The sequence below is a fragment of the Pseudoalteromonas sp. 2CM36K genome (genome assembly GCF_023161865.1).
Classification (GTDB): domain Bacteria; phylum Pseudomonadota; class Gammaproteobacteria; order Enterobacterales; family Alteromonadaceae; genus Pseudoalteromonas; species Pseudoalteromonas tetraodonis.
Window position 1 is genome coordinate 101,768 of sequence record NZ_JALNTK010000007.1, and the last position, 20,858, is coordinate 122,625.

17 protein-coding genes and 2 pseudogenes are annotated in these 20,858 nt (G+C 43.5%); 8 read left to right on the forward strand and 11 right to left on the reverse strand.

Going from position 1 to position 20,858, the window contains the following annotated elements; all coding sequences use genetic code 11:
* The 5 genes and pseudogenes from traF to MTN97_RS06260 all read right to left on the reverse strand — a co-directional run bounded on the left by traF (position 1) and on the right by MTN97_RS06260 (position 6,678).
* Complete coding sequence (gene traF / locus MTN97_RS06240) at positions 1-1,020, reverse strand: conjugal transfer protein TraF (RefSeq protein WP_248473960.1); 1,020 nt, start codon at positions 1,018-1,020, stop codon at positions 1-3.
* Positions 1,021-1,145: 125 nt separating this feature from the next.
* Positions 1,146-2,627 carry a UvrD-helicase domain-containing protein gene (locus tag MTN97_RS06245; RefSeq protein WP_086957797.1) on the reverse strand — a complete coding sequence of 494 codons (1,482 nt, stop codon included), beginning with the start codon at positions 2,625-2,627 and terminating at the stop codon, positions 1,146-1,148.
* Positions 2,628-2,771: 144 nt separating this feature from the next.
* The gene (locus MTN97_RS06250) at positions 2,772-3,644 is read right to left on the reverse strand and encodes a DNA replication terminus site-binding protein (RefSeq protein ID WP_179807931.1); all 873 of its coding nucleotides are present in this window, start codon (positions 3,642-3,644) and stop codon (positions 2,772-2,774) included.
* Positions 3,645-4,128: 484 nt separating this feature from the next.
* Positions 4,129-5,281 (reverse strand): annotated as a pseudogene (gene umuC, locus MTN97_RS06255) (translesion error-prone DNA polymerase V subunit UmuC).
* A gap of 485 nt (positions 5,282-5,766) precedes the next feature.
* Entirely contained in the window at positions 5,767-6,678 is a 912-nt protein-coding gene (locus MTN97_RS06260; RefSeq protein WP_024603698.1) for a LysR family transcriptional regulator, read from the reverse strand.
* Positions 6,679-6,796: 118 nt separating this feature from the next.
* Between MTN97_RS06260 and MTN97_RS06265 the strand changes: the two genes are divergently transcribed.
* From MTN97_RS06265 to MTN97_RS06285, 5 genes and pseudogenes are all read left to right on the forward strand, one after another.
* Positions 6,797-7,618, forward strand: a complete 822-nt coding sequence (locus MTN97_RS06265; protein ID WP_248473961.1) for a DODA-type extradiol aromatic ring-opening family dioxygenase — start codon at positions 6,797-6,799, stop codon at positions 7,616-7,618.
* Positions 7,619-7,660: 42 nt separating this feature from the next.
* Positions 7,661-8,458, forward strand: a complete 798-nt coding sequence (locus tag MTN97_RS06270; protein ID WP_248473962.1) for an SDR family NAD(P)-dependent oxidoreductase — start codon at positions 7,661-7,663, stop codon at positions 8,456-8,458.
* Between the two features lie 63 nt (positions 8,459-8,521).
* Positions 8,522-9,472 carry an aldo/keto reductase gene (locus MTN97_RS06275; protein WP_007105033.1) on the forward strand — a complete coding sequence of 317 codons (951 nt, stop codon included), beginning with the start codon at positions 8,522-8,524 and terminating at the stop codon, positions 9,470-9,472.
* A gap of 18 nt (positions 9,473-9,490) precedes the next feature.
* Positions 9,491-10,090, forward strand: a complete 600-nt coding sequence (locus MTN97_RS06280) for a cytochrome b (protein WP_013786621.1) — start codon at positions 9,491-9,493, stop codon at positions 10,088-10,090.
* A 38-nt stretch (positions 10,091-10,128) separates the two neighbouring features.
* Positions 10,129-10,896, forward strand: a pseudogene (locus MTN97_RS06285) (group II intron maturase-specific domain-containing protein); the annotation flags it as partial.
* Positions 10,897-10,982: 86 nt separating this feature from the next.
* Here the strand turns inward: MTN97_RS06285 and MTN97_RS06290 are convergent.
* The 6 genes from MTN97_RS06290 to MTN97_RS06315 form a co-directional block, all read right to left on the reverse strand.
* The gene (locus MTN97_RS06290) at positions 10,983-11,324 is read right to left on the reverse strand and encodes a hypothetical protein (RefSeq protein ID WP_024606116.1); all 342 of its coding nucleotides are present in this window, start codon (positions 11,322-11,324) and stop codon (positions 10,983-10,985) included.
* Positions 11,325-11,456: 132 nt separating this feature from the next.
* A complete protein-coding gene (locus tag MTN97_RS06295) occupies positions 11,457-11,768 on the reverse strand; it encodes a hypothetical protein (RefSeq protein ID WP_024606117.1) in 312 nt (103 codons plus the stop codon).
* A gap of 337 nt (positions 11,769-12,105) precedes the next feature.
* Positions 12,106-13,194, reverse strand: a complete 1,089-nt coding sequence (locus MTN97_RS06300) for an IS91 family transposase (RefSeq protein WP_222714585.1) — start codon at positions 13,192-13,194, stop codon at positions 12,106-12,108.
* Positions 13,191-14,024 (reverse strand): tyrosine-type recombinase/integrase, encoded by an 834-nt coding sequence (locus MTN97_RS06305; RefSeq protein ID WP_063528612.1) that lies wholly within the window; start codon positions 14,022-14,024, stop codon positions 13,191-13,193. The genes MTN97_RS06300 and MTN97_RS06305 overlap by 4 nt, the downstream gene beginning before the upstream one ends.
* A 495-nt stretch (positions 14,025-14,519) precedes the next feature.
* On the reverse strand, positions 14,520-15,407 hold the full coding sequence (locus MTN97_RS06310; RefSeq protein ID WP_024606120.1) for a Kiwa anti-phage protein KwaB-like domain-containing protein: 888 nt from the start codon (positions 15,405-15,407) through the stop codon (positions 14,520-14,522).
* A 1-nt stretch (position 15,408) separates the two neighbouring features.
* On the reverse strand, positions 15,409-15,927 hold the full coding sequence (locus MTN97_RS06315; protein ID WP_024606121.1) for a hypothetical protein: 519 nt from the start codon (positions 15,925-15,927) through the stop codon (positions 15,409-15,411).
* A 518-nt stretch (positions 15,928-16,445) separates the two neighbouring features.
* On the opposite strand from MTN97_RS06315, the gene MTN97_RS06320 reads away from it, so the two are divergent.
* The 3 genes from MTN97_RS06320 (at position 16,446) to MTN97_RS06330 (ending at position 20,857) form a co-directional block, all read left to right on the forward strand.
* Positions 16,446-18,575: an EAL domain-containing protein gene (locus tag MTN97_RS06320; protein ID WP_248443015.1), complete on the forward strand. Its 2,130-nt coding sequence runs from the start codon at positions 16,446-16,448 to the stop codon at positions 18,573-18,575.
* Positions 18,566-19,486 (forward strand): diguanylate cyclase, encoded by a 921-nt coding sequence (locus MTN97_RS06325; RefSeq protein ID WP_248443013.1) that lies wholly within the window; start codon positions 18,566-18,568, stop codon positions 19,484-19,486. Before MTN97_RS06320 ends, MTN97_RS06325 begins: the two co-directional genes overlap by 10 nt.
* 102 nt (positions 19,487-19,588) lie before the next feature.
* Positions 19,589-20,857 (forward strand): PotD/PotF family extracellular solute-binding protein, encoded by a 1,269-nt coding sequence (locus MTN97_RS06330; protein WP_248443012.1) that lies wholly within the window; start codon positions 19,589-19,591, stop codon positions 20,855-20,857.
* Position 20,858: the final 1 nt, after the last annotated feature.

A 20,858-nucleotide genomic window follows, 5' to 3' on the forward strand; every position in this document is an offset into this window, starting at 1 on the left:
CTAATTATCCTCGTAAAGTTTTTGCTTTATGAACTCGGCCAGCTTTTCTGGGGGTATAAAGTTTGTTTCTTGATTGTTTGTATCTTTAGCTATGTTAGATAACTTGTAAGATTGCTCATCTAAAAGCGCAGCTATATTGCTATCCAGATTAAGAATTGGTTTAGTTTTATTAAACTGTTCGTCAGTTATCCAGCCTCTACGCTTAGCAACTAAAATTATTCTGTGCTTTATATCAGCAAGGGAAAGCACGCCTTGAGATATTGGTTCTATTTCATGATTTTCAGAAACTAAATAAAGCGCCGGGTATGCGTTCACCCCAAGCTTCTCAGCTTGACCATCATCTACTTTGAAATTTGGAAAAACATCATTAGGAAGTGGTTTGCCATCAACAGATATTGGTAAAATAGTAAAGCCATCCCTAGCAGCGAGCATTTTTAATATAGGTGCTTGAGTCCGGCTTGCTCCTGAGTCAGAGCGGAAAAAGAAGAAAACACCAGCTTTCTTTGCAATACTGCGTGCTAGTGAGTCTTTTTCTTGACCAGCCCAGCGGTCAAGCTTCTGGGATGCGAATGTAGCTGATGGGCGTCTTGTCTCTTCATCTAGGAATGGGTCACCTACAACAGCTAGTTCGGTTGTATCTGCAAACTGCTCACTTCTATCCATTGCATAACGTTGGAGGTACATGTAAACCCTAACATTTTCAATTGTTGGGTCGTTCCATGCTTTATCTTTGTATTTAGGTAGGTTTTCCCGAAACCAAGCAGCTGAAAATACCGATGGGCCCTGAATAATTTCTTTTGGTTCAATAGGGCTCTCAGCTTTTGGCGCTGTGGCTACAATCTTTGGCTCCACTATTTCTGGTTCGGGTTTTTCCTCTGGAATTTCTTCTTTATACCAGAACCAACCCTCAGCTTTTCGTTCGTAAAATCGTGAGTTTGATTCGCGATCTTGTGAAAGTACAGGAGGCGTAAGAATTGCGAACCCTAATGCAAATAAAATCTTTTTGTTAAATCTCAACATAAGTCCAATACATATTTATGGGGTAGCATTGGATGTTACTGGATTTTAAGTGAGCAGTAGGCATGCAAAGCAGCCCAAAAAGGGGCAATAGAGCCTTCTAAGTGTAAATTTATAAAATCTTTAGCTCATACCACTTCATTTTTACTGGCTGCAACAGCTTTTGCATAACGTAAAACTTGGGCAGTTGAATCGTTTATGACCAGTAGTTTTTTAGCTCTAGTGCTACTCACGTAAAGGAGGTTTATTTCATCAATTCTATCTTCATCTTTTAATTGTGGATCTAGTACATCCAGGAAGTCATTATTCAATAAAACAGCGTCCCACTGTAAGCCTTTACACCGATGTGCAGTTGATAGTGTAATATCTGCATCATGTTCATCGTCTACAGTTTGTTGAAGTATCAATTCTATGCATTTAGGGGGGTTTTCAAAATTTTTTAAAAGCGTTATAGCTCGTGACATTTCGTTATCTTTAGTTGCTTTCGCTATTGATTTAAAGTCATTAAAGTCATCAAACTCTCTCACTATCATTTTGTCTCTAACTTTATTGTATTGTTGTTTAGAAAACCAAAACAGGTCTTCAAGCTCAGATAATTGGTAGGCATTAACACCGCCAACCCAGTATAGTTTTTTTCTCTCTGTAGCTGCTATGAGGGCTTGAGTAATTACGCCGCGTACAGTTCGGCTTAGTATTGTGTATTTATTAATGTTGCTTGGCATTGATTTAAGAACCCTGTCTTCACAACCTCTTCCAATAACGCTCTTTTTTTCATTTTTTAACATTAAAAGAGCATTAGCAACTACTGCAATTTGCCGTCCAAACCTAAAGCTGTGCGTTAGGTACAATGTATCTGCGTTATTTAAAAGTGAGTTTTGCAGTGCGTTATTTGCACCGCGAAATCTGTAAATTTGCTGGTGGTTGTCACCTACATAAACTATCTTGCAATCTTGCTGCAATACAATGTGGTTTGTTACTGGATTCGAGTCCTGTGCTTCATCAAATAAAATGGTTGTATATTTATTAGATAAATCAGGTAGCGATAGTTGGTATAGTTTTAGGTAGCCATCGTGAGTCATTGGGAATGTATTATCGGTGCAAATCATCTTTTGCCAAATCATTTCAGCATTATCTAACACTGACGCTCGGTACATTACTTGGCTTCTACTGCCACCTAGCTCACGGCAGTAATGCCCCTCAAGAATGCGACTATCATCACTAACGATATAGGTGTTTAAGGTCTTTGAAATGTCTTTTACTAGCGACCAATTGGCTTCAGTGTTGGGTAAAGCCTGAGCAATGTCGTTCAATCTTAAGTTATTTCTTAGTTTATGGGTGTAATTGCGGCCTACTGAAGCAAAAGCTAACTGATGTGATGTTTTACACTCTACATTTTTGGGGAATTTACTGACTGCTTCATCGCGGATAGCTCGGTTAAAAGCAAGGTAAAGCATTCGTTCGCTGTTATTTTCCAACGCATACTTTACTAATGTAGATGTTTTCCCTGTACCTGAGAAGGCAATAACCTTTAGCCTTCTACCTTTATATGAAATAATTTCAGACTGTTCAGGCGTGCTGGTCTGTATTTTGGTTAACGTGTTTTCATTCATTAATACTTACTCTTGCTTTTAAGTACATAGCAAGAACCTCTGAAGTCGATATATACTAGGTATTCTCCCCTTATTACTTACAATTGAAGCATCTGTATTTGCCTTTTTTGGTATAATTACCTGTGTTAGCCAATTGTATTTGCACTAACGAGCTGAAAACACCTCAATAGTTACCCCACCAAAGGAGCCGATAACTTCTGATACCACTTTATCAGAGCGTATTTTTCTTTGTGATCTAGCATCAAAATCAGTTAAAGCCTTAAGCTTAAGCTCATTACTTTGAATTATGATTATAGGCATTGGTGCTGTTACTGTTTTTATTCCAGCATCAAAACGTATATTTGCTGCCGGTTGTACGCGAACCTGCCGGCGTATCCTAAGCAGCTCCCCAGGAGTTTGCTTAATTTTATTGATCAATTGCTCAAGAGGTACGCGATATTCTGGCCCCGATCTATCAAACTCCTCTTCAATTTTAAGTAAAAGGTCTTTTTTAACCGGCTTTGATAGCGAGTCCTTTCTTTGCCAGGCGAATCGAATTGATTGAATGTTTTGCTCTGAATAACATCGAATATGCCTATATAGGTGCATGGTCATAATACCAGGGCACTCTGCGCGAAGCGCTTCAAACCGGTCTTGCCTTGTTTCATACGTTTGAATGATATGGTTTTCGATATCCGTTTTTGCCGTGTTTATTTTATCCACCAGCTCAGGGATAGTAATGCTTGTTGGGTTTTGGGCAGGGGAGAGCCAAATAACGCCGACAGTGCGCCGCGCTGATTTTTGTGAATAGCCTGGTTGTATGTAAAGGTCTTGGTAGCAGGATGCCGCGAGTTCAACAGCCTTATGTCCGGTATGCTCTTCTGCTGCAATATATTTAACCGGTTCACTTTCCATTCCCTTTGAGGTGCAGGGTAGTGGGTAGGCAAGAGCGGCCAATGGTTGCGTATGTGTGAGAATTGTATTGAGAGAACGGATATTGTTTTTCAACTCATCAAACCGGTCAGTGATAAAAGGCATAGTATGGTTCATTATTTGTTGTGAAAGCACAGAGTACAGTTAATAGCCTAAGACTAGACCATCATGCAATATAATGGAAGTTAACCATGTAATTCTTTTAATATTAACTTTTGTGGTACTACTTTGGCTGGCCCCACCCTGAGATTAGGATGAGAAAGAGAGAGAAAAAGAGAGATAAAATAGAAAAGGCAATGAGGTTGGCTGAGAAGAAGCTCGGGGTTAAGGGGGGTGTTATTAGAATCCATACTTTGCATGATGGTCTAATTGATTGCTGTATGTATCTCTTAAAAAAAGGGTCATAATTGCCGCTGAATAAACAAAAGGATTGGAGAATTTATGGATAAAGCTACGTTTGGATTAATTCTTTGATGAAGTAAACCATGACATGCTGATGAATCGTGTTGGTCGTAAAGTCAAAGACAAAGCACTCATGCGCCTACTTGGTAAATACCTTGCAGAGTGAATGCGTATTGAGTCAACTGCACTACTTCACTCGCGGTAACTGGTCCCAGCGTGTTGTGTAGGCGGGAGACAAATGCTCTCGCTTCATCGACCAATCTTTCTTCGTACCTTGTCCAGCAAAGAAAACCTTTCCGGCACCGCTTTGATTAATGGTGTCCAATACAGACATTAACTGTTGGCTATTAGAGCGGGTTGATACGTCATCGAATAGTCCTGGTTGAAACATGCCGTGTATCGCAACTGGGGATCAGCAACTCACCTGATGCAGAGCTGCTGTATTGCGGCTCGTTGTCCTTAAAGGGGCTGGTACGTATGAACACGGTCATCACTTTGGCTTGCTGCTGTTCTTTGCGAAGCTTCTCAGTGGCGCGGGTTGCGTATTCACATACGGCCTCACGTAACAATTCAAATTGCGTTACTTTTTCGCCAAATGAACGGCTACAGACGATTTGTTTCTTAGTTGGTGGGATCTCTTCAAGTTCAATGCACGACTCACCATTGAGCTCTCTGACAGTTCTCTCTAAAACCACTGAAAACTGGTCTCTGATGGCTCTAGGAGAGGTATTGGCTAGGTCTAAGGCTGTGGTGATACCCAACGCATTTAAACGCTTAGAAAGCCGTCTACCAACGCCCCAAACATCATCAACCGGGACTAATGCGAGCAATCGACGTTGCCGATCTGGATTGGTCAGGTCTACAACGCCCTGAGTGGCGGGATATTTCTTGGCGGCATGGTTCGCCAGCTTGGCGAGTGTTTTAGTTGGTGCAATGCCTACACAGACGGTGATCCCAATCCAGTGGCCTATGCGCGCTCGCACTTGTTGTCCGAACTCGACAAGGGATATGGCAGACTCAATACCGGTTAAGTCCAAGAACGCTTCGTCAATGGAGTAAACCTCTACTCGTGGTGCCATCTCTTCCAAAGTGCGCATCACTCGACTGCTCAAATCTGCGTACAGCGCGTAATTGGACGAGAATGCCAAAATACCATGGCGCTGCATTTCAGCTTTGATTTGAAAAACGGGTACGCCCATTTTAATACCGAGTAACTTAGCTTCACGCGAGCGTGCAACCACGCAGCCGTCATTGTTGGATAGCACCACAACCGGCGTATCTTTTAAATCAGGACGAAACAGCTTCTCACAACTGGCGTAAAAGTTATAACTACGAATGATCCAATTATGGACATGACTTTAGACTGAGCATAACAGGGCTTTCACTATATGGCCTCGTGTCCATGGCGAACGTCGATATAAGGCCCTCTTCATACACTTTTTTGTCCATGCCATTGATGGATTGGTATTTCGTACCCCAAAAACGTAGCCCACTATTGCGGTCTAAAGGCACTGCCTGTTAGAACCATCAATTGACAGCTACGAGGAAAATAAAATGTCCGGGCCTAAACAAAAGGAAACACTCAATGGACTTATGGCCTCGATCCCATTTCGGTTCCGCAAATGAGATTTACCTTGTTGACGACAATATTTGAACAACCATTGGTTTCGGGATCTTAAAAAAGCAGATGGAAAAGGAGAAGGTGGCCGCGATCCAGAAGCCGACATAAAGCTTTTGGCCTGGAGCGGGCTAACTTCGAACTAAGCCTGACTGTTGGAACAGTTTACAGGTGTAGAGAGGGGGCCTTGGTAAGAAAGGATAAAATTTACGACGGTCTACATGGCGAATTCTCAAAAACCTCAACCAAATAGTCGATCATCGCTCTTACTTTGAGGGGTAACCGACGATCCGGCGCGAACAGCACATGCAGGCCGCCGAGATCCAGTGGAGGGTGATCCAATTCGAAAGCAACCAGAGCGCCACTGGCCAATGCCTCGGACACGATAAAGTTGGGCTGATATATGATCCCTTGGCCCTTAACGGCGGCAGCAAGAAGTGCGTCGCCATTGTTGGACATGAGGTTGCCTGTTACGGGCACCTGGATCTTACCATCTTGGCCGAATGCCCAGGTGCCGCCGCGTTGCGCTGAGGAAAGGCTGTAGCTCAGGCAATTGTGGTTTGAGAGCTCGGCAACACGGTTAGGGGTTCCATGTTTTTTCAGATACTCAGGCGAGGCACAAAGTCGCATCGGGCAATTGCCGAGACGGCGGGCCCTGAGGTCGCTGTCAGCGAGGTGTCCGATGCGGACAATCAGGTCCCAGCTCTCTTTCAGCAGATCCTGTTGAGTGTCGCTCAGGCCAAGATCCACCTCTACCAGTGGGTAACGATGGGTGAATTCCGGTATTAACGGTGCAATGAAGCGTGTGCCAAAGGATAGCGGTGCATTCAGACGTAATCGACCCATGGCCTGATGCTGCTGGGAAGATACTTCGGACTCCGCTTCTTCAAGATCCTGAAGAATGCGCTGACAGGCCTGCAGGTATCCCCGTCCGGCATCTGTCAGTGATAACTGTCGAGTGGTGCGATGAAGCAGTTTCGTGCCGAGCCTGGTTTCCAGTGAATCCACATGTTTTGTGGCCATTGCCGGCGACATGTTCAGCTCCCGGCCGGCGGCAGACAGACTACCTCTGGACGCTGCCTGAACGAATACCTGCATGCTTGTGTATCGGTCCAGCATTTTATTTCCTACCTTTAGTTAAAACAGTTCCTTTTTTAAGTCCGTTCTCCTTTCCTGAGTATCAGTATAACCTGTTCATTGTGATATCTGAACTATTCAAACCTATGGAGGTATGTCGATGTCCACGCAGCCAAGAGTGCCTACCAGACAACCGGTATTTTTTATTCCCCACGGCGCTGGCCCTTGTTTCTTTATGGACTGGAGTCCCCGCAATACGTGGGACGGTATGGCCGACTTTCTTCGAAGCGTCATCGGGCGTTTGCCAGAAAAGCCGACGGCCATCCTCCTGGTATCCGCCCACTGGCGCACTCAAGAGTTTAGTGTGACCGCCGGCAGCCAGCCCGATCTCATTTATGACTATTTCGGTTTTCCGGTCCACACCTATAAATTGACTTATCCGGCTCCAGGAGCGCCGGCATTGGCCCATCGCGTGAGTCGTCTACTGGTTGGGGCACAACAGAACACCCTGGAGGATTCTGGGCGTGGGTTTGATCACGGTATGTTTATTCCGCTCAAGGTGATGTTCCCCGAGGCAGACATTCCTGTGGTTCAGCTGTCGTTACGGCAGGACCTGGACCCCGAAGCACACCTGCAGGCAGGCAGAGCTCTGGCGCCACTGCGTGACGAAGGTGTGCTGATTCTCGGCAGTGGCATGAGCTTCCACAACATGCGTGGCTACGGCGACAAGCGGTTTACACCGCTCTCCGAGGCGTACGATGACTGGCTGACGGACACTGTCGAAGGTGACTCCGGAATTCGTTATCAGCGATTGAGGAAATGGGTTCAGGCACCCCACGCCCTCGATTGTCATCCGCATGGAGACGAGGAACACCTGATTCCATTGCTCGTGGCAGCGGGTGCAGCGGGCGAGGAGCCCGGCAAGAAGGTTTATTCCGAACGGGTGATGGAAACCCAGTTATCGGCGTTTCAATTTGGTTGAGTGGGTGACGTCCCCTCAAAAATCAATAGCAAGAGGAATTAAATGATGAAAATTGAACTTACGGGCAAACAGTCGTTGGTCACCGGCTCTACCGCGGGCATCGGTTTGGCCATTGCCCAGGGGCTGGCCGAGGCCGGTGCCTCGGTAACTATAGTGGGTCGTGACCAGGTCAAAGTGGATAAGGCGCTGGCCGAGATAGCCAATGCCAGCGGTCGGGACGATGCAAAAGGCATTATCGCGGACCCGGGTACCGCGGAAGGTTGCCGGACCATCATCGAACAGCTGCCCGAGGTGGATGTTCTGGTCAACAACCTGGGTATTTATGGCGGCGTTCCATTCTTCGATATCGACGATGCTGCCTGGGAAGAGATTTTCCAGGTCAACGTGATGAGCGGTGTTCGACTTGCCCGGCATTACGCAACTGGCATGAAGGCTCGGGGCTGGGGGCGTATCCAGTTCATCTCTAGTGAATCGGCGTTGAATATTCCATCGGAGATGGTGCACTACGGGGTGAGCAAGGCGGCGCTTCAAGGTGTATCCCGGGGTCTCGCCAAGGTTCTTGCCGGAACCGGTGTGACCGTGAACAGCATCCTTCCCGGTCCGACCCGTACTGAAGGAGCCAAAGCCATGATGGCTGACCTGGCGGCTGAGCGGGGAGTCTCCCCGGAAGCAATGGAAACCCTGTTCCTGGACGAAAACCGGCCTTCCACGCTGCTCCGACGTTTTGCCGAACCGGAAGAGGTCGCCAGCCTCTGTGTCTACGCTGCGTCTCCCCAGGCCAGTGCCACCACAGGCGCCGCCCTGCGTGTTGAAGGTGGCATTGTGGAAAGCATTGCCTGAAATCGCCGGCCGGGACCACCCGGCCGACTCACCCACTGACAGTTGTTTTTTGAGGGAGGCATCATGAGTCTTCAGAAGAAACCCCTTGGGAAGTCCGGTTTGGAGATAGCCCCACTGGTATTTGGCGGAAACGTGTTTGGCTGGACAGCCGATGATAACCGCTCTTTTCAGCTACTCGATCGGTTTGTGGAGCAGGGCTTCAGCGCCATTGACACGGCCGACGTATATTCTGCGTGGGCACCGGGCCTTGAAGGTGGCGAGTCGGAGGCAGTTATCGGACGATGGCTGAAAAAGCGGGGACGTCGTGATGACGTCATTCTCATGAGCAAAGTCGGTATGCTGGAGCGTCGTAAAGGGCTATCTGCAGCCAACATCGAAGCTGCAATTGAGGATTCCCTGTCACGTCTGGGCACCGATTACCTCGATGTATACTTCGCCCACATTGATGATCAGGAAGTCCCCTTGGAGGAAACATTGGGCGCGTTTGACCGGCTGATCAAGGCCGGTAAGGTGCGGGCCATCGGCGCCTCCAATTATTCGTCCGATCGATTGGAACAGGCGCTGGCCGTGTCTCGTGATCATGGGTTCGCGCGCTATGAGCTGATCCAGCCCCTCTACAACCTGCATGACCGGGCCGATTTCGAGTCGTCGCTGGCGAAAGTCGCCAGCGAGCACAATCTTGGCGTGGTGAGCTACTTTTCTCTGGCCAGTGGATTCCTGACTGGCAAATACGCTCAGCTTTCAGACCTGGAAGGCAACCCTCGGGCTGACTTTCTCAACGGTTATTTCAGCGATCGTGGTCAGCGCATTCTGGATACCCTGATGGCCGTTTCGCAGGAGGCTTCAGCAAAACCATCCCAAGTGGCACTGGCCTGGCTGCTCCACCAGCCAGAACTGACCGCACCGATTGTCAGTGCAACATCGCTGTCTCAACTGGATGAGATATTGGCTTCGGTGAAATTGTCACTACCGGAAGAGATGCTTTCCAGGCTGGACGCCGCCAGTAGGCAGTGATATGAAGATGAGGCTGGAATGAGTGTGCATTCTGGCTTCATCCTCTTTGGTAACACCTTCAATGGTAATGAAACCCGCAATACGGAGAACCCAATCATGATCCACGATTCTCGTGAGCGGTATGGCGCTCTCACCAAACTGCTGCACTGGTCGATGGCCCTACTGGTGTTCTGGCAACTGCTCAAGTTTGGTGATCGAATCTTCGACGGAGAACACTGGGTCGGACAAACGCTGGTGCCCTGGCATGTCTCTATAGGTTCGCTGATGTTGCTGCTGATTCTGGTACGCTTGGCCTGGGCCGCTGGCCAGCGTCATCAGCGCCCGCAGCAAGATCCGGCGCAGGCTCTGCTGGTCAAGGCCGGTCATGGGGCGTTGTATCTTGGCCTGTTGCTGATGCCGATAACCGGGGTAATGGTCATGCTGGGTGGTGGCCACGGGATTACGGCTTTCGGTATCGAGCTTTTTGCTGAAGGCGAGGAAATTGCCTGGGCCCAAGCCCTGGGACAGCTCCATTCGCCAATCGCATGGATTTTGACCGTTTTGATTGTTGGTCATATTGGTATGGCACTGATTCATCACTTCGTGAAAAGAGACGATACGCTTAAACGTATGGTGTGATGAGGCAATCTCCAAAACCAAAAATTCTCGTTATTTCGCGACTTGATTGCAAATACCTCCGAGCGGGGATCGCAGAGCGCGAAACGGGTCTGTGGTTTGAGTCAACCAAAGGAGTCCCTCAAGGTGGGCCATTATCCCCTTTGCTTTCCAACATCTTACTCGATGAATTAGATAAGAAGCTAACCTACAAACACCTTAAGTTTGCACGTTACGCTGATGATATAATCATTTTAGTAAAAACGAAAAGCGAAGGACTCATAATCCAGCGGGAAATTACTGCGTTCATCACTCAGCGATTAAAACTCAAAGTGAATGAATCGAAAAGTCGAGTCGGTCCCGTATCAGGCTCGAAATTTCTCGGGTTTACCTTCCGTTACGCTCAAGTGCAGATCCACGAACAGGCGCTAAAGAAATTCAAAGCAAATGTAAGAGAACTCACTAACCGCAACTGGGGGATCTCAATGACCCTACAAATTCATAAACTCACACAGTATTTGCGCGGCTGGGGGAACTACTACCTAATAGCCAACGCTTATCAGCTAACGGTGGATTTAGATCACTGGATCCGACGTAGGATAAGAATGTGCTACTGGCGGCAATGGCGTAAACCTCGCACCAAAGTACGCAGTTTAATGAAATTGGGTGTTAGCGAGCGACTCGCCATAGCCTGTGGTATCACCAGTAAAGGCCCTTGTAGAAGCTCAAAAACAAAAGGAATTAACATTGCGCTAGGTAATGACTATTTAGCATCACAAGGTTTAGTGTCATTGAAAGATATTTGGATCAATATTCATTACGGGAGATGAACCGCCCATTGCGGACCCGCATGATGGGTGGTGTGGGGGCTGGAGGTTAGAGACCTCCGGCTACCCGATTAGTGCACATTAAAATTTTATTGTTTTGCGCTTTGAGGGCATAATGTCGCAGAACCAACTGTTTTTGTGAAAGTGCCTCTTGGGCTTTTGTAATAGCACGTTTTATTCAGGCCACTTGTGGTTTGGCCTGACAAAAAACCAGTATTACTAGAAGCACCACCAAAACCTTTGCCATCTTCTGCTGAAAGAGGGCATAAACTTACGTTACTAACAGTTTTACTAAACGAACCTGATGCTCCGTTGTAGTAACATATTTTATTTAAGCCACTGGTCTGCTTGCCCGTTAATTGCCCTGTACCCGCGAAACTAGAAACAGATATACCTGCAAGCATAATTAGGGTTAAAGTTGTTTTCATCATGATACTTCCTTTTATTAGTTGAGATTGATACTACTGGTTCGGTGCATGTGCACTAACGCCCCGCGCATGCGCGCGAACTTGTGAGCGTCGCAGGGGCCGTAGGCCCCGAATGACGCGGCTTGTTAAATTGCATTACTTCCCAACCTTTTTGTACAGATTGTCGAAATGCTCATTTGCTTCTTTGGAATTTAAAATTTGACGCTCTTCTGTTTTTTGAGTGTTGTATTCCAATAACTTTTGAATAAAGACATCAAAAAAGCCAAGCGGCAAAACTAGGGAAATTACGACAGAAATAACTATTAACTCCCCCAACCAGTCAGGAAAAAAGAAATACGATAGTACAACCAATAAAGCCAAGACGATTTTAAGAAATTTTACCCAACCACAGAGCTTCAAAGCTGATTGAATATCACTTTCAAGCTGCACATATTTCAAATCAGGCACTTGTCACTCCGTTGCAATTTAACATTTTAGTATTTATGCGACACGCTGTTTGTGTTGCATAATCGCTTGTTGGACTGAGCCGCTACCTGCTCGGTGTGTCAGAGTTGGTGTTGTTTATGCTATGGGAATTTGCTTTTTGGAGGCTCTCACTTTCCTAGCTGATTTAATCAGCTTAGCTAGTGTTATGTAAGCTTTCCCTGCATTACTCAGCGCTTATTATGTATTCATTACACCTAAATTTGCCTTAATAAGCAATTATATTTTTTACACGTACAGAGGCCGCTAGCCTGAGCAGTTAAGCAGGTTAACTAATTGATTTTAAGCAGCTACCTAGCTGCTAACTCGTTCGCTCTACTTTGGTCCTTGTTTCATATAACTGGAATACGCCAATTAACCGCAAGATACCTGCCTTACAATGCTGGCAAGGCCAATGCGGTATCAGTGTTACGTTTTCTGTCTTTAGCTTCTCCACTTTACCTCTGTGTGATTCTTGTGACCTTATTAATGCTAACTTTCGCTTGCGACACGCATTAGCTAAAAAGCCATAGTGGCGAATGCGCATAAACCCTTTGGGCAATACATGTTGTAAGTAGCGCCGTAAAAATTCATCACAACTCAGAGTCATGACTTTATCGCGGTTGTTATCTGCATAATCGCGGTATTTAAAGCTCACTGTTTCTTCAGTCGCTGACACTAATCGCGATTCTGACATCACGCCTTTTCGGGTATAACGAGCAAGGTAACTAACTAGCTTTTCACTGTACGTTAAACAGGCTTTGCTATACACGCACCATTTGGTTGGCGTGCTTACCTTCGCGAATGAACTATCGCATTCATTGAGCGCCGCCAGCATTTTCCCTCTGAACACTGTTGATAATGCTTTAACGGGGTATAAATAGCCTTTTTCTATTTCATGCCAGTGCGCTTTATCAAGCGCGCCTGCGGGTATCAAACAGTGTAAATGGATATGCTGACCTAAGTTTTGCCCCCACGTATGCAGTACACTTGTCATGCCTAACTGACCATGCCTCTTTCGTTTCGCAAATTTACTCAGCGTTTGCCATGTGGCTTTGAATAAACACTGATACAACGCGTTTGGGTTGTAGTGCGCAATGATATTCAACTCATGCGGGAGTGTAAAAACAAGGTGGAAATACCTACATGGTAATAAATCCTCCTGCTGTTTTTGCACCCATTTAGCCGTAGCCATGCCTTGGCAACGCGGGCAATGACGGTCTCGACAACTACATCCAATCTTTTGCGACTCCCCACAGCTATCACATTGCCATGCTTGATAACCGAGCTGACCCGTTCTGCATGATTGAAGGTGCTGACACACGCGCAGTTGTTGATAACTCACCGTATGATGTTGGCGATAACTCTCAAGGCTTGAGTTTAAAATATCAGCGAGGTGTAAGGCGTTCATTGTTTACTCCAGCTCGCAAGCAAATCAATGCCGCCATGACCTAACTCTGGTAACCAATGTAAGTAACTTTGTGTGGTTTTAATATCACTGTGGCCAAGCTGATGTTGCAGTTGATGAAGTGGCATACCTGATTCAAGTTGGTGTGTTGCATAAGCATGGCGTAAAGTATGTGGATTACAGTGCTTTAAGCCACACGCTTGTGCATGTTTTCTCAATGGCTTCCTGAAGGTTGATGCTGACATAGGTTTATCCATTAATAACCGTGAATAGAACATCCAACCTGTTGGGTGATACATTTTCCAATAACAACGTAATTGAGCCAGCACGCTATCTGATACAACCACATAGCGTGATTTATCCCCTTTACCTTGTTCAATTAAAATAGTTTTACGCTGTCCATCGATATCTTGCACTTTAATGCGTAGCAGTTCATTAATACGTAAGCCACACCCATAGCACACCATAATCAATGTTTTTAAGCGCATATCGGTGCAACTTTCTATAAGCCGTCGCATGTCATCGCGCGATAAATACGTGGGTGCGCGAAGTTTTACTTTTGGCAGTACAATATCTAAGTTCAATGGCCGATGTAAAATATTCTTAAACAAAAACCAAATACTGTTTATCTGTATTTTTTGGCTTGCTCTAGAAAGTTTACGAATCGCAGGATCGTTAAAAAAGGCGTTAAGTTCCTCATCAGTAATCGAATCGAGCGGTTTATTAAAATAATGACTGAGTTTTAGTAAATGTTCACAGTAGCTTTTACATGTACTTTGCGAATAACCACGATAGGCTATTTCAGTTTTGACTTGTTCAATGAGTGTATTCATGACTTACCTCCAAGTTATGGGATAACCCCAAGGTAAGTGTGGCTCAAATGATAAGAATAGGATCTCCGCGTAGCGGCTTAGTTCAACAATTTAATAGTGCGCTCATCGCGCATATTTCTGCCGACTAAACGCTCATTTGTCTACTATATAGTTTTAACAAATAACCTAAGGTATTACTATCACTAAGTTTTCTAAAATATTGAGTTAAGTTAAATAGATCAATATGCGCGTGCAGCTCATTTACATGAATATATGCGCAAAAAGCAGTTTGACCAATCAATTAACTACTATATTTAGCCAATCTCAATGACCGCTTCTCGCTCAAAGCCGACCTATAGAGTAATTACTTTAACACGTCTTGGGGCAAAGGCGATTTATATACATAACCCGTCTATGGACAAAAACAACTTTGAGTATTTATTCGGTAACGCTTCACTAACCGGAATTTTGGGGCGAAGCGAGTAAAATTTCCAAGTGCAGTGACTTGTTAGCATGCTACCGAACACGTTTAGAGTTAGTTAAGTAATCGCTACCAGACAACGGCCCTTTATATATATCTTCTAATAAAAAGTGCAGTACTTCTTTGAGTTCTTTTTTGCCACTTGGCAATGCTATTTTGCCATTATTTACAACGACTGGAATGTCAGGAAAATTGGCCGCAGCAGTGGATATTTGGATAACAGTATAGTTATCTAACACCCCCGAACTCTTAATGGAGTGCGCCATCTTTCTTACTTGCGTATCAGCTTCTGAGATAAAAATTGCAAGATCAGTAATTTCCAATGAAGTATGTTGCGACATCTGAGTTAAGTCTTCGTCTGTTGCCTCTCGATAAAACTCTGACAGATCGAAAACCATTCGAGCATTGTGGAAACTTTTGAACTTTGTTTTATTGCCTTCAATAATTGCTACTAACTTATTATCAATCGTAAAGATATCATCAGTAGTTTTTATAAACGTATTGCCAGTTTGCATCTTTATTATAGGGAGCTGATTTAGCGAAAGAGCCTGTCTTGATGAAAACTTTTGAACAAACACTTTAGTTTGACCATTTGTAGTAATGCCTGTAAATATTGCCTTTATCGGCTCATTTGAGAAGTTGGAAATATTCACGTCCGTAAAAGATGATGCATTTGCATTGATTGCATTCGCCATTAACGTTGATTCACTAATATCATCAATAGTGAGGACTTCATTCGCGTCTGGCTTCCAGTCACCATTAAAATCCACTTCAGTATCTACTCCTTGCTCAAAGGAGACTCGCTGATCTTCAAATATTTGAATTAGCTCTGACTGAAGTGGATTATTTACCCTAATTCGTTTAACTTGACAGCTGCCGCTATCGTCCTTAATAAACGCAAAAAAATTCTGCTGTGCTGTCATTTTATTCCTCTACATCGATAACTATATATTCTGTTAGCTGAGCCACTGTTAAGGGTTGGCTAGCATGCCTAAGTTCTTTTTTTGTTATGAGTACGTAAGTTACACCCTCTGGTGTACCTACTTTATAAAAGTGCCATTTCATGATGCCTAGAAGAGGGTTGAAGTGATAGCTATACCCAGTACTGGTTATCACGGCAAATATTAATAATGTTGGAACCCAGACTGTCCAGTTTAATGCCGTGAAACTTGCGGTAAAAAGCGGTAGTAAATATAAAAGAAGAAAGCCCATATTTTCGCGATCAGCAGCTTCAACAGTCGCTACAGAAAAATTGAACCGCTCTAGGTTCTTTTTGGCATAGCGAAGCATCCAGATGCAAACCAGTACTAGGAATAATGAAGCAGCAATAGCCAAGCTAGCAAATGTTTTTTCGTCATTAAACCAAGCTACCCACGCATAAGTAAAGCCTACAGGAGCTATTGCTGTGCTAGTAAGTAAAATTTTGGCAAGTGTGCTTAACACATTATTTCCTTTGCTCTAAGTTATGATTGAACTCGATTTGCATGCTAACAATTTAATATCGAGCGATTAGGTAGTTTTTCTACCGTAATCTGTCTCGTTTGTCCTATGGCTATTGATAGCAAAGTTAGGAAGTAATTACCAGCATATTGCTCTAAATGTGGTCACGACGAACATGACCTATTGGCTCGTTTTCCTGACTGTGGAAGAAATTTAAGGATTATGGAAATATAAATAAGGATGAACGTCAGCTTCACTCAAAGCCTCCCATAGAGCTTTGTCGTTAACTCGCAATGGGGCAAAGGCGAGTTACATTTATAACTTGCCTCTGGACAGAAACGAGTTAATCATGAATGACTGCTCATGGCACAGACTGTGTAAAAACTAATTTTTAATAAATTGTCTTGGTATGTTCTTAGTTTGAAACCATCTAGGATGGTTGCGATCGATTTTTTCCTAAATGAGAGCCTGTCGCTTTTTATAAAGATTAGCTATTCTTAATTATCTTAGGAAATTTAATTATGAAGAGTGGTTATATGGCAGAGCTTTGTAAAATTCTTGTTATAGATGATGAAGAGATCAACACCTTGCAACTAGAGCATGTTCTGGATGATGTTGGGGTTATTTGTTCATGTAATAAAAGTGAGGATGCCATCGCTCTTATTGAAGAGTTTATACCAGATATACTTTTACTCGATCTAGAAATGCCCAATGTTAGTGGGTTTGACATATTACTCGAAATACAAAAAAGACCTCACCTTGTTGACTTACGCGTTTTGGTCATCACTTCTCATAATGATCCTGAAATCGAGCAAAAAGCGCTTTCATTTGGAGCTATTGATTTCATATCTAAACCTTTGAATTTAACTTTATGCCGAATGAGGGTTGAAAACCATGCAAAAATTCGAATTCAAGAAAAAACTATTCAGCGCACTAAAGCAGCTTTGGCTGCTGAAAAAGAGCACTTACGGATCACGTTAGACTCTATTGCTGATGGTGTTATTTCTACTGATGAGCATGCGTGTATAACTTACCTAAATCCAGTAGCGCAACGTCTAACCGGTTGGTCACAAATTGCGGCTAGAGGGCGGCATATTGAAGAAGTGATGATACTGAGAGATACCTCAACTAAAATACCTTCTATAAATCCTTTATCAGTTGCTCTGAAGGAAAATCGGCCTGTTGCTATGGCTATAAACACACAGTTAATTAGTCGGCAAGGTATGTTGTACCGAGTCGAAGATAGTGCGGCTCCAATATTAGATAAAGATGGTAATAAGCGTGGTGCAGTAATGGTTTTTCAAGATGTTAGCGAAGTTCTTGCTATGTCAGTTCAAATGACTTATTTATCCCATCACGACCAACTAACTGCATTACCCAATCGCGTATTGTTGCATGACAGATTAACTCAAGGAATAGCTAGAGCCTCATTTAATAATACAAAAGTGAGCCTGTTGCTTCTTGACTTAGATAAATTTAAGTACATAAATGATGCGTTAGGGCATCATATTGGTGATGAAATAATTGCCCATATAGGTCATAGCCTTGATAAATTTGCATGTAATGATATTACTGTTGCAAGAGTTGGTGGGGATGAATTTGCACTTGTTGTTCCCTATGAAAAAGATACATTCGGTCTTGAACCGCTTGTTAGTCAAGTGCTAGATGTCATTGCTAAACCTTTCAGATTAGCTGATGAACAACATGTCCTTTCAGCAAGCTTGGGGATAAGTGTGTATCCTGATGATGCATCAAGTGTCGAGGAAATGCTTCGTCATGCAGATTCAGCAATGTATAAAGCAAAACAAGAAGGCGCTAATAGCTATTATTATTTTAGTCATGATCTCCAAGTTGAAATGACTAAGCGTTTAAAAGTGGGTAATTGCTTACGCAACGCGCTAGATAACAATGATCTTGTTGTGCTTTATCAGCCAAAATATGACTTAGTGACTAACGACGTTATTGGTGCTGAAGGATTAGTGAGGCTAAAAGATGACACTGGAGAATTTATATCTCCACTTAATTTTATTGAATATGCCGAAGAATCAGGACTAATTTACCGTTTAGGTGAACAAGTTTTGGAGCAAAGTTGTATTGATGCTAAAAAGTGGCTTGATGCAGGATACCCAAAGAAAGTCGCTGTTAATATTTCAGCTAAACAATTCACTGGTATTTCGCTGGTTGATACGGTTGCATCGATATTAGAAAAAACTAAGCTACCAAGTCGTTATTTAGAGCTGGAAGTAACCGAATCAGCACTGATTGATAATTTTGAACAAACGATAAAGCAATTACAGGCGATCGCTGATATGGGGATTAGCCTTGCGCTTGATGATTTTGGCACTGGGTATTCTAGTCTGTCATATTTGAGACTATTTCCTCTTGATGTGCTGAAGATTGATCAGTCTTTTGTGCGCGATATGCTCACTGATTCTCAATCGCTTGATATTGTTATTGCAATTATCGATTTAGCCAATTCTTTGAACTTACAGATCGTGGCTGAAGGTATTGAAACAAGCCAACAAAGAGAGAAGTTACAATCTCTAGGTTGTGCGATTGGTCAGGGATACTTGCTAGGTAAACCAATGCCCTTTTTAGAGATGATGGAGGTGCTGACTCAAGCCAAAAATAAAGGAAATATATGCACCTAGATCTTAAGCCATTAACGCAATGTAAAATATTAATTGTTGATGATGATGAAATAATTCGTTTTTCACTACAGGCTATCATGGAAGATTACTTTGAAGTCGAAACACAAGCTATGGGCTTACAAGCGTTAGATTATTGCAAATCCAATATCCCAGATCTCATTTTACTGGATGTAAATTTGCCAGACATTAGTGGCTTAGATGTATGCAGAGCGTTAAAGCAGAATATATTGTTTGAGCACGTTCCTATTGTATTTATTACTGCAACTTATGACACTGATTCTCAGAATGCTTGTTGGGAAGCTGGTGCAGCAGACTTTATTGGTAAACCAGTAATTGCTTCAACGCTAATACATCGAACTACAAATCATGTAGAGAATAAGCTGCGCTTGGAAGTGTTGATGGATTTAACTTATAAAGATTCTCTAACAGGACTTTATAATCGTCACTATCTAGAAAAAGAAGTCTGTAATTCGCTGAAACAATCTGAGCGTGACAAAAAGCCGTTTAGTGTGTTAATGATCGATATTGATCATTTTAAACTTTATAACGACCATTATGGTCATCTTCAAGGTGATATTTGTTTAAAACAAATTGCAGACGTGTTTGCCAATACGCTAAAAAGGCCTCATGACGTAACGATTCGATTTGGAGGTGAGGAGTTTCTGATTGTTCTACCTTATACCGACATTAAAGGGATGACGCACGTATGCAAACAAATAATTCTACAAATTAATGAGTCAAATATTGAGCATAGTCAATCATCCATTGGGCACGTTACTGTTAGTATTGGCGGAGTAACAAGTCAGAAACAGAGCACAATGGGGCTTAATAAGTTGATTTCATTGGCTGACGAAGAACTATATTGCGCCAAGCGAGATGGCCGTAATTGCTATAAATTACAGGTTGTTTAATTTGGCTCCTTGTAATTTTAATTATGAGGAGCTAATTTGCTGTTTTTTTTATTGTTTAGTCTATACTTTTCTCTTAGGTAAATTGGTATTGGATAAATAATAATGAATTATTCACCTGATCGTAGACACTTCCTGCGTACAGTGGGTGCAGGAGCAGCGGTATCAACACTCGCATTCAAAGCGCCTTATGTATTTGCGAGAAAAGTGACAACTTTGCGCGTCATGGGCACTCACGTTACACTGCAAGAAGAGCTTCGTCAGCGAGCCATGCGAGAGCTAGGTATAAATTTACAATTTATACCTATGGGGAGTGCTGCTGTTTTACAAAAAGCTGCTGCGGATCCAACTTCTTTTGACCTTTATGAACAGTGGTCAGATTCAATCAATATCCTATGGCAAGCTGGTGCTATTCAACCAATAGACGTAGATAGGCTTGTTTACTGGAATGAAATTAATGACCTTACTAAAACAGGCAAAATAACCCCCTCTGCCAAACTAGGTGCAGGTGATGCACCAAACAAAATTTTATTTGTTCAAAATGATGGTTCATTAGCAAGTACACCTACAAAAAAAATAAGCTTTATGCCATATGTCCACAATGTTGACTCATTTGGCTATAACACCGATTACATCGAAAAAGGACAAGCCTATGAAACAGAGTCTTGGTCTTGGTTGCTGGATGATAAAAATAAAGGAAAAGTGGGCCTTGTTAATGCCCCAACAATAGGCATATTTGATGCTGCGCTTGCTGCTCAGGGCCAAGGCCTGATGACTTTTAACGATATTGGCAACATGAGTATTAACGAAATAGATAAATTGTTTGCAATTTTATTATCGAAAAAAAGGCAAGGCCACTTTTCTGGTTTCTGGACATCAGTACCGCAGTCAGTGGATTTTATGAAGACAAAACGCGTGAATATCCAAAGTATGTTTTCACCGGGTGTGAGTGCCTGTAGAGGCCAAGGTATCCCTGTTGTCAATGCATCCCCGAAGGAAGGGTATCGTGCTTGGCATGGTGTTATGTGTTTATCTGCTAATACCTCGGGGCATGTAAAAGATGCGGCTTATGAATATATGAATTGGTGGCTATCTGGTTATCCTGGAGCCTTTATTGCTCGACAAGGTTACTATATATCTAACCCACAGCGTAGCCAGCCGTTAATGTCTAAGCCTGAGTGGGATTATTGGTACGAGGGAAAAGAAGCAACCACTGAGCTGATTGGAACGGATGGTAAAATTTCTGTACAAGCTGGCCAGACTCGCGATGGTGGAAGTTATATTAAACGTTTTTCAAATATAGCTGTGTGGAATACCGTAATGCAAAATTACGATTATAGTTTAGATAAATGGTATGAACTACTTAATGCTTAAG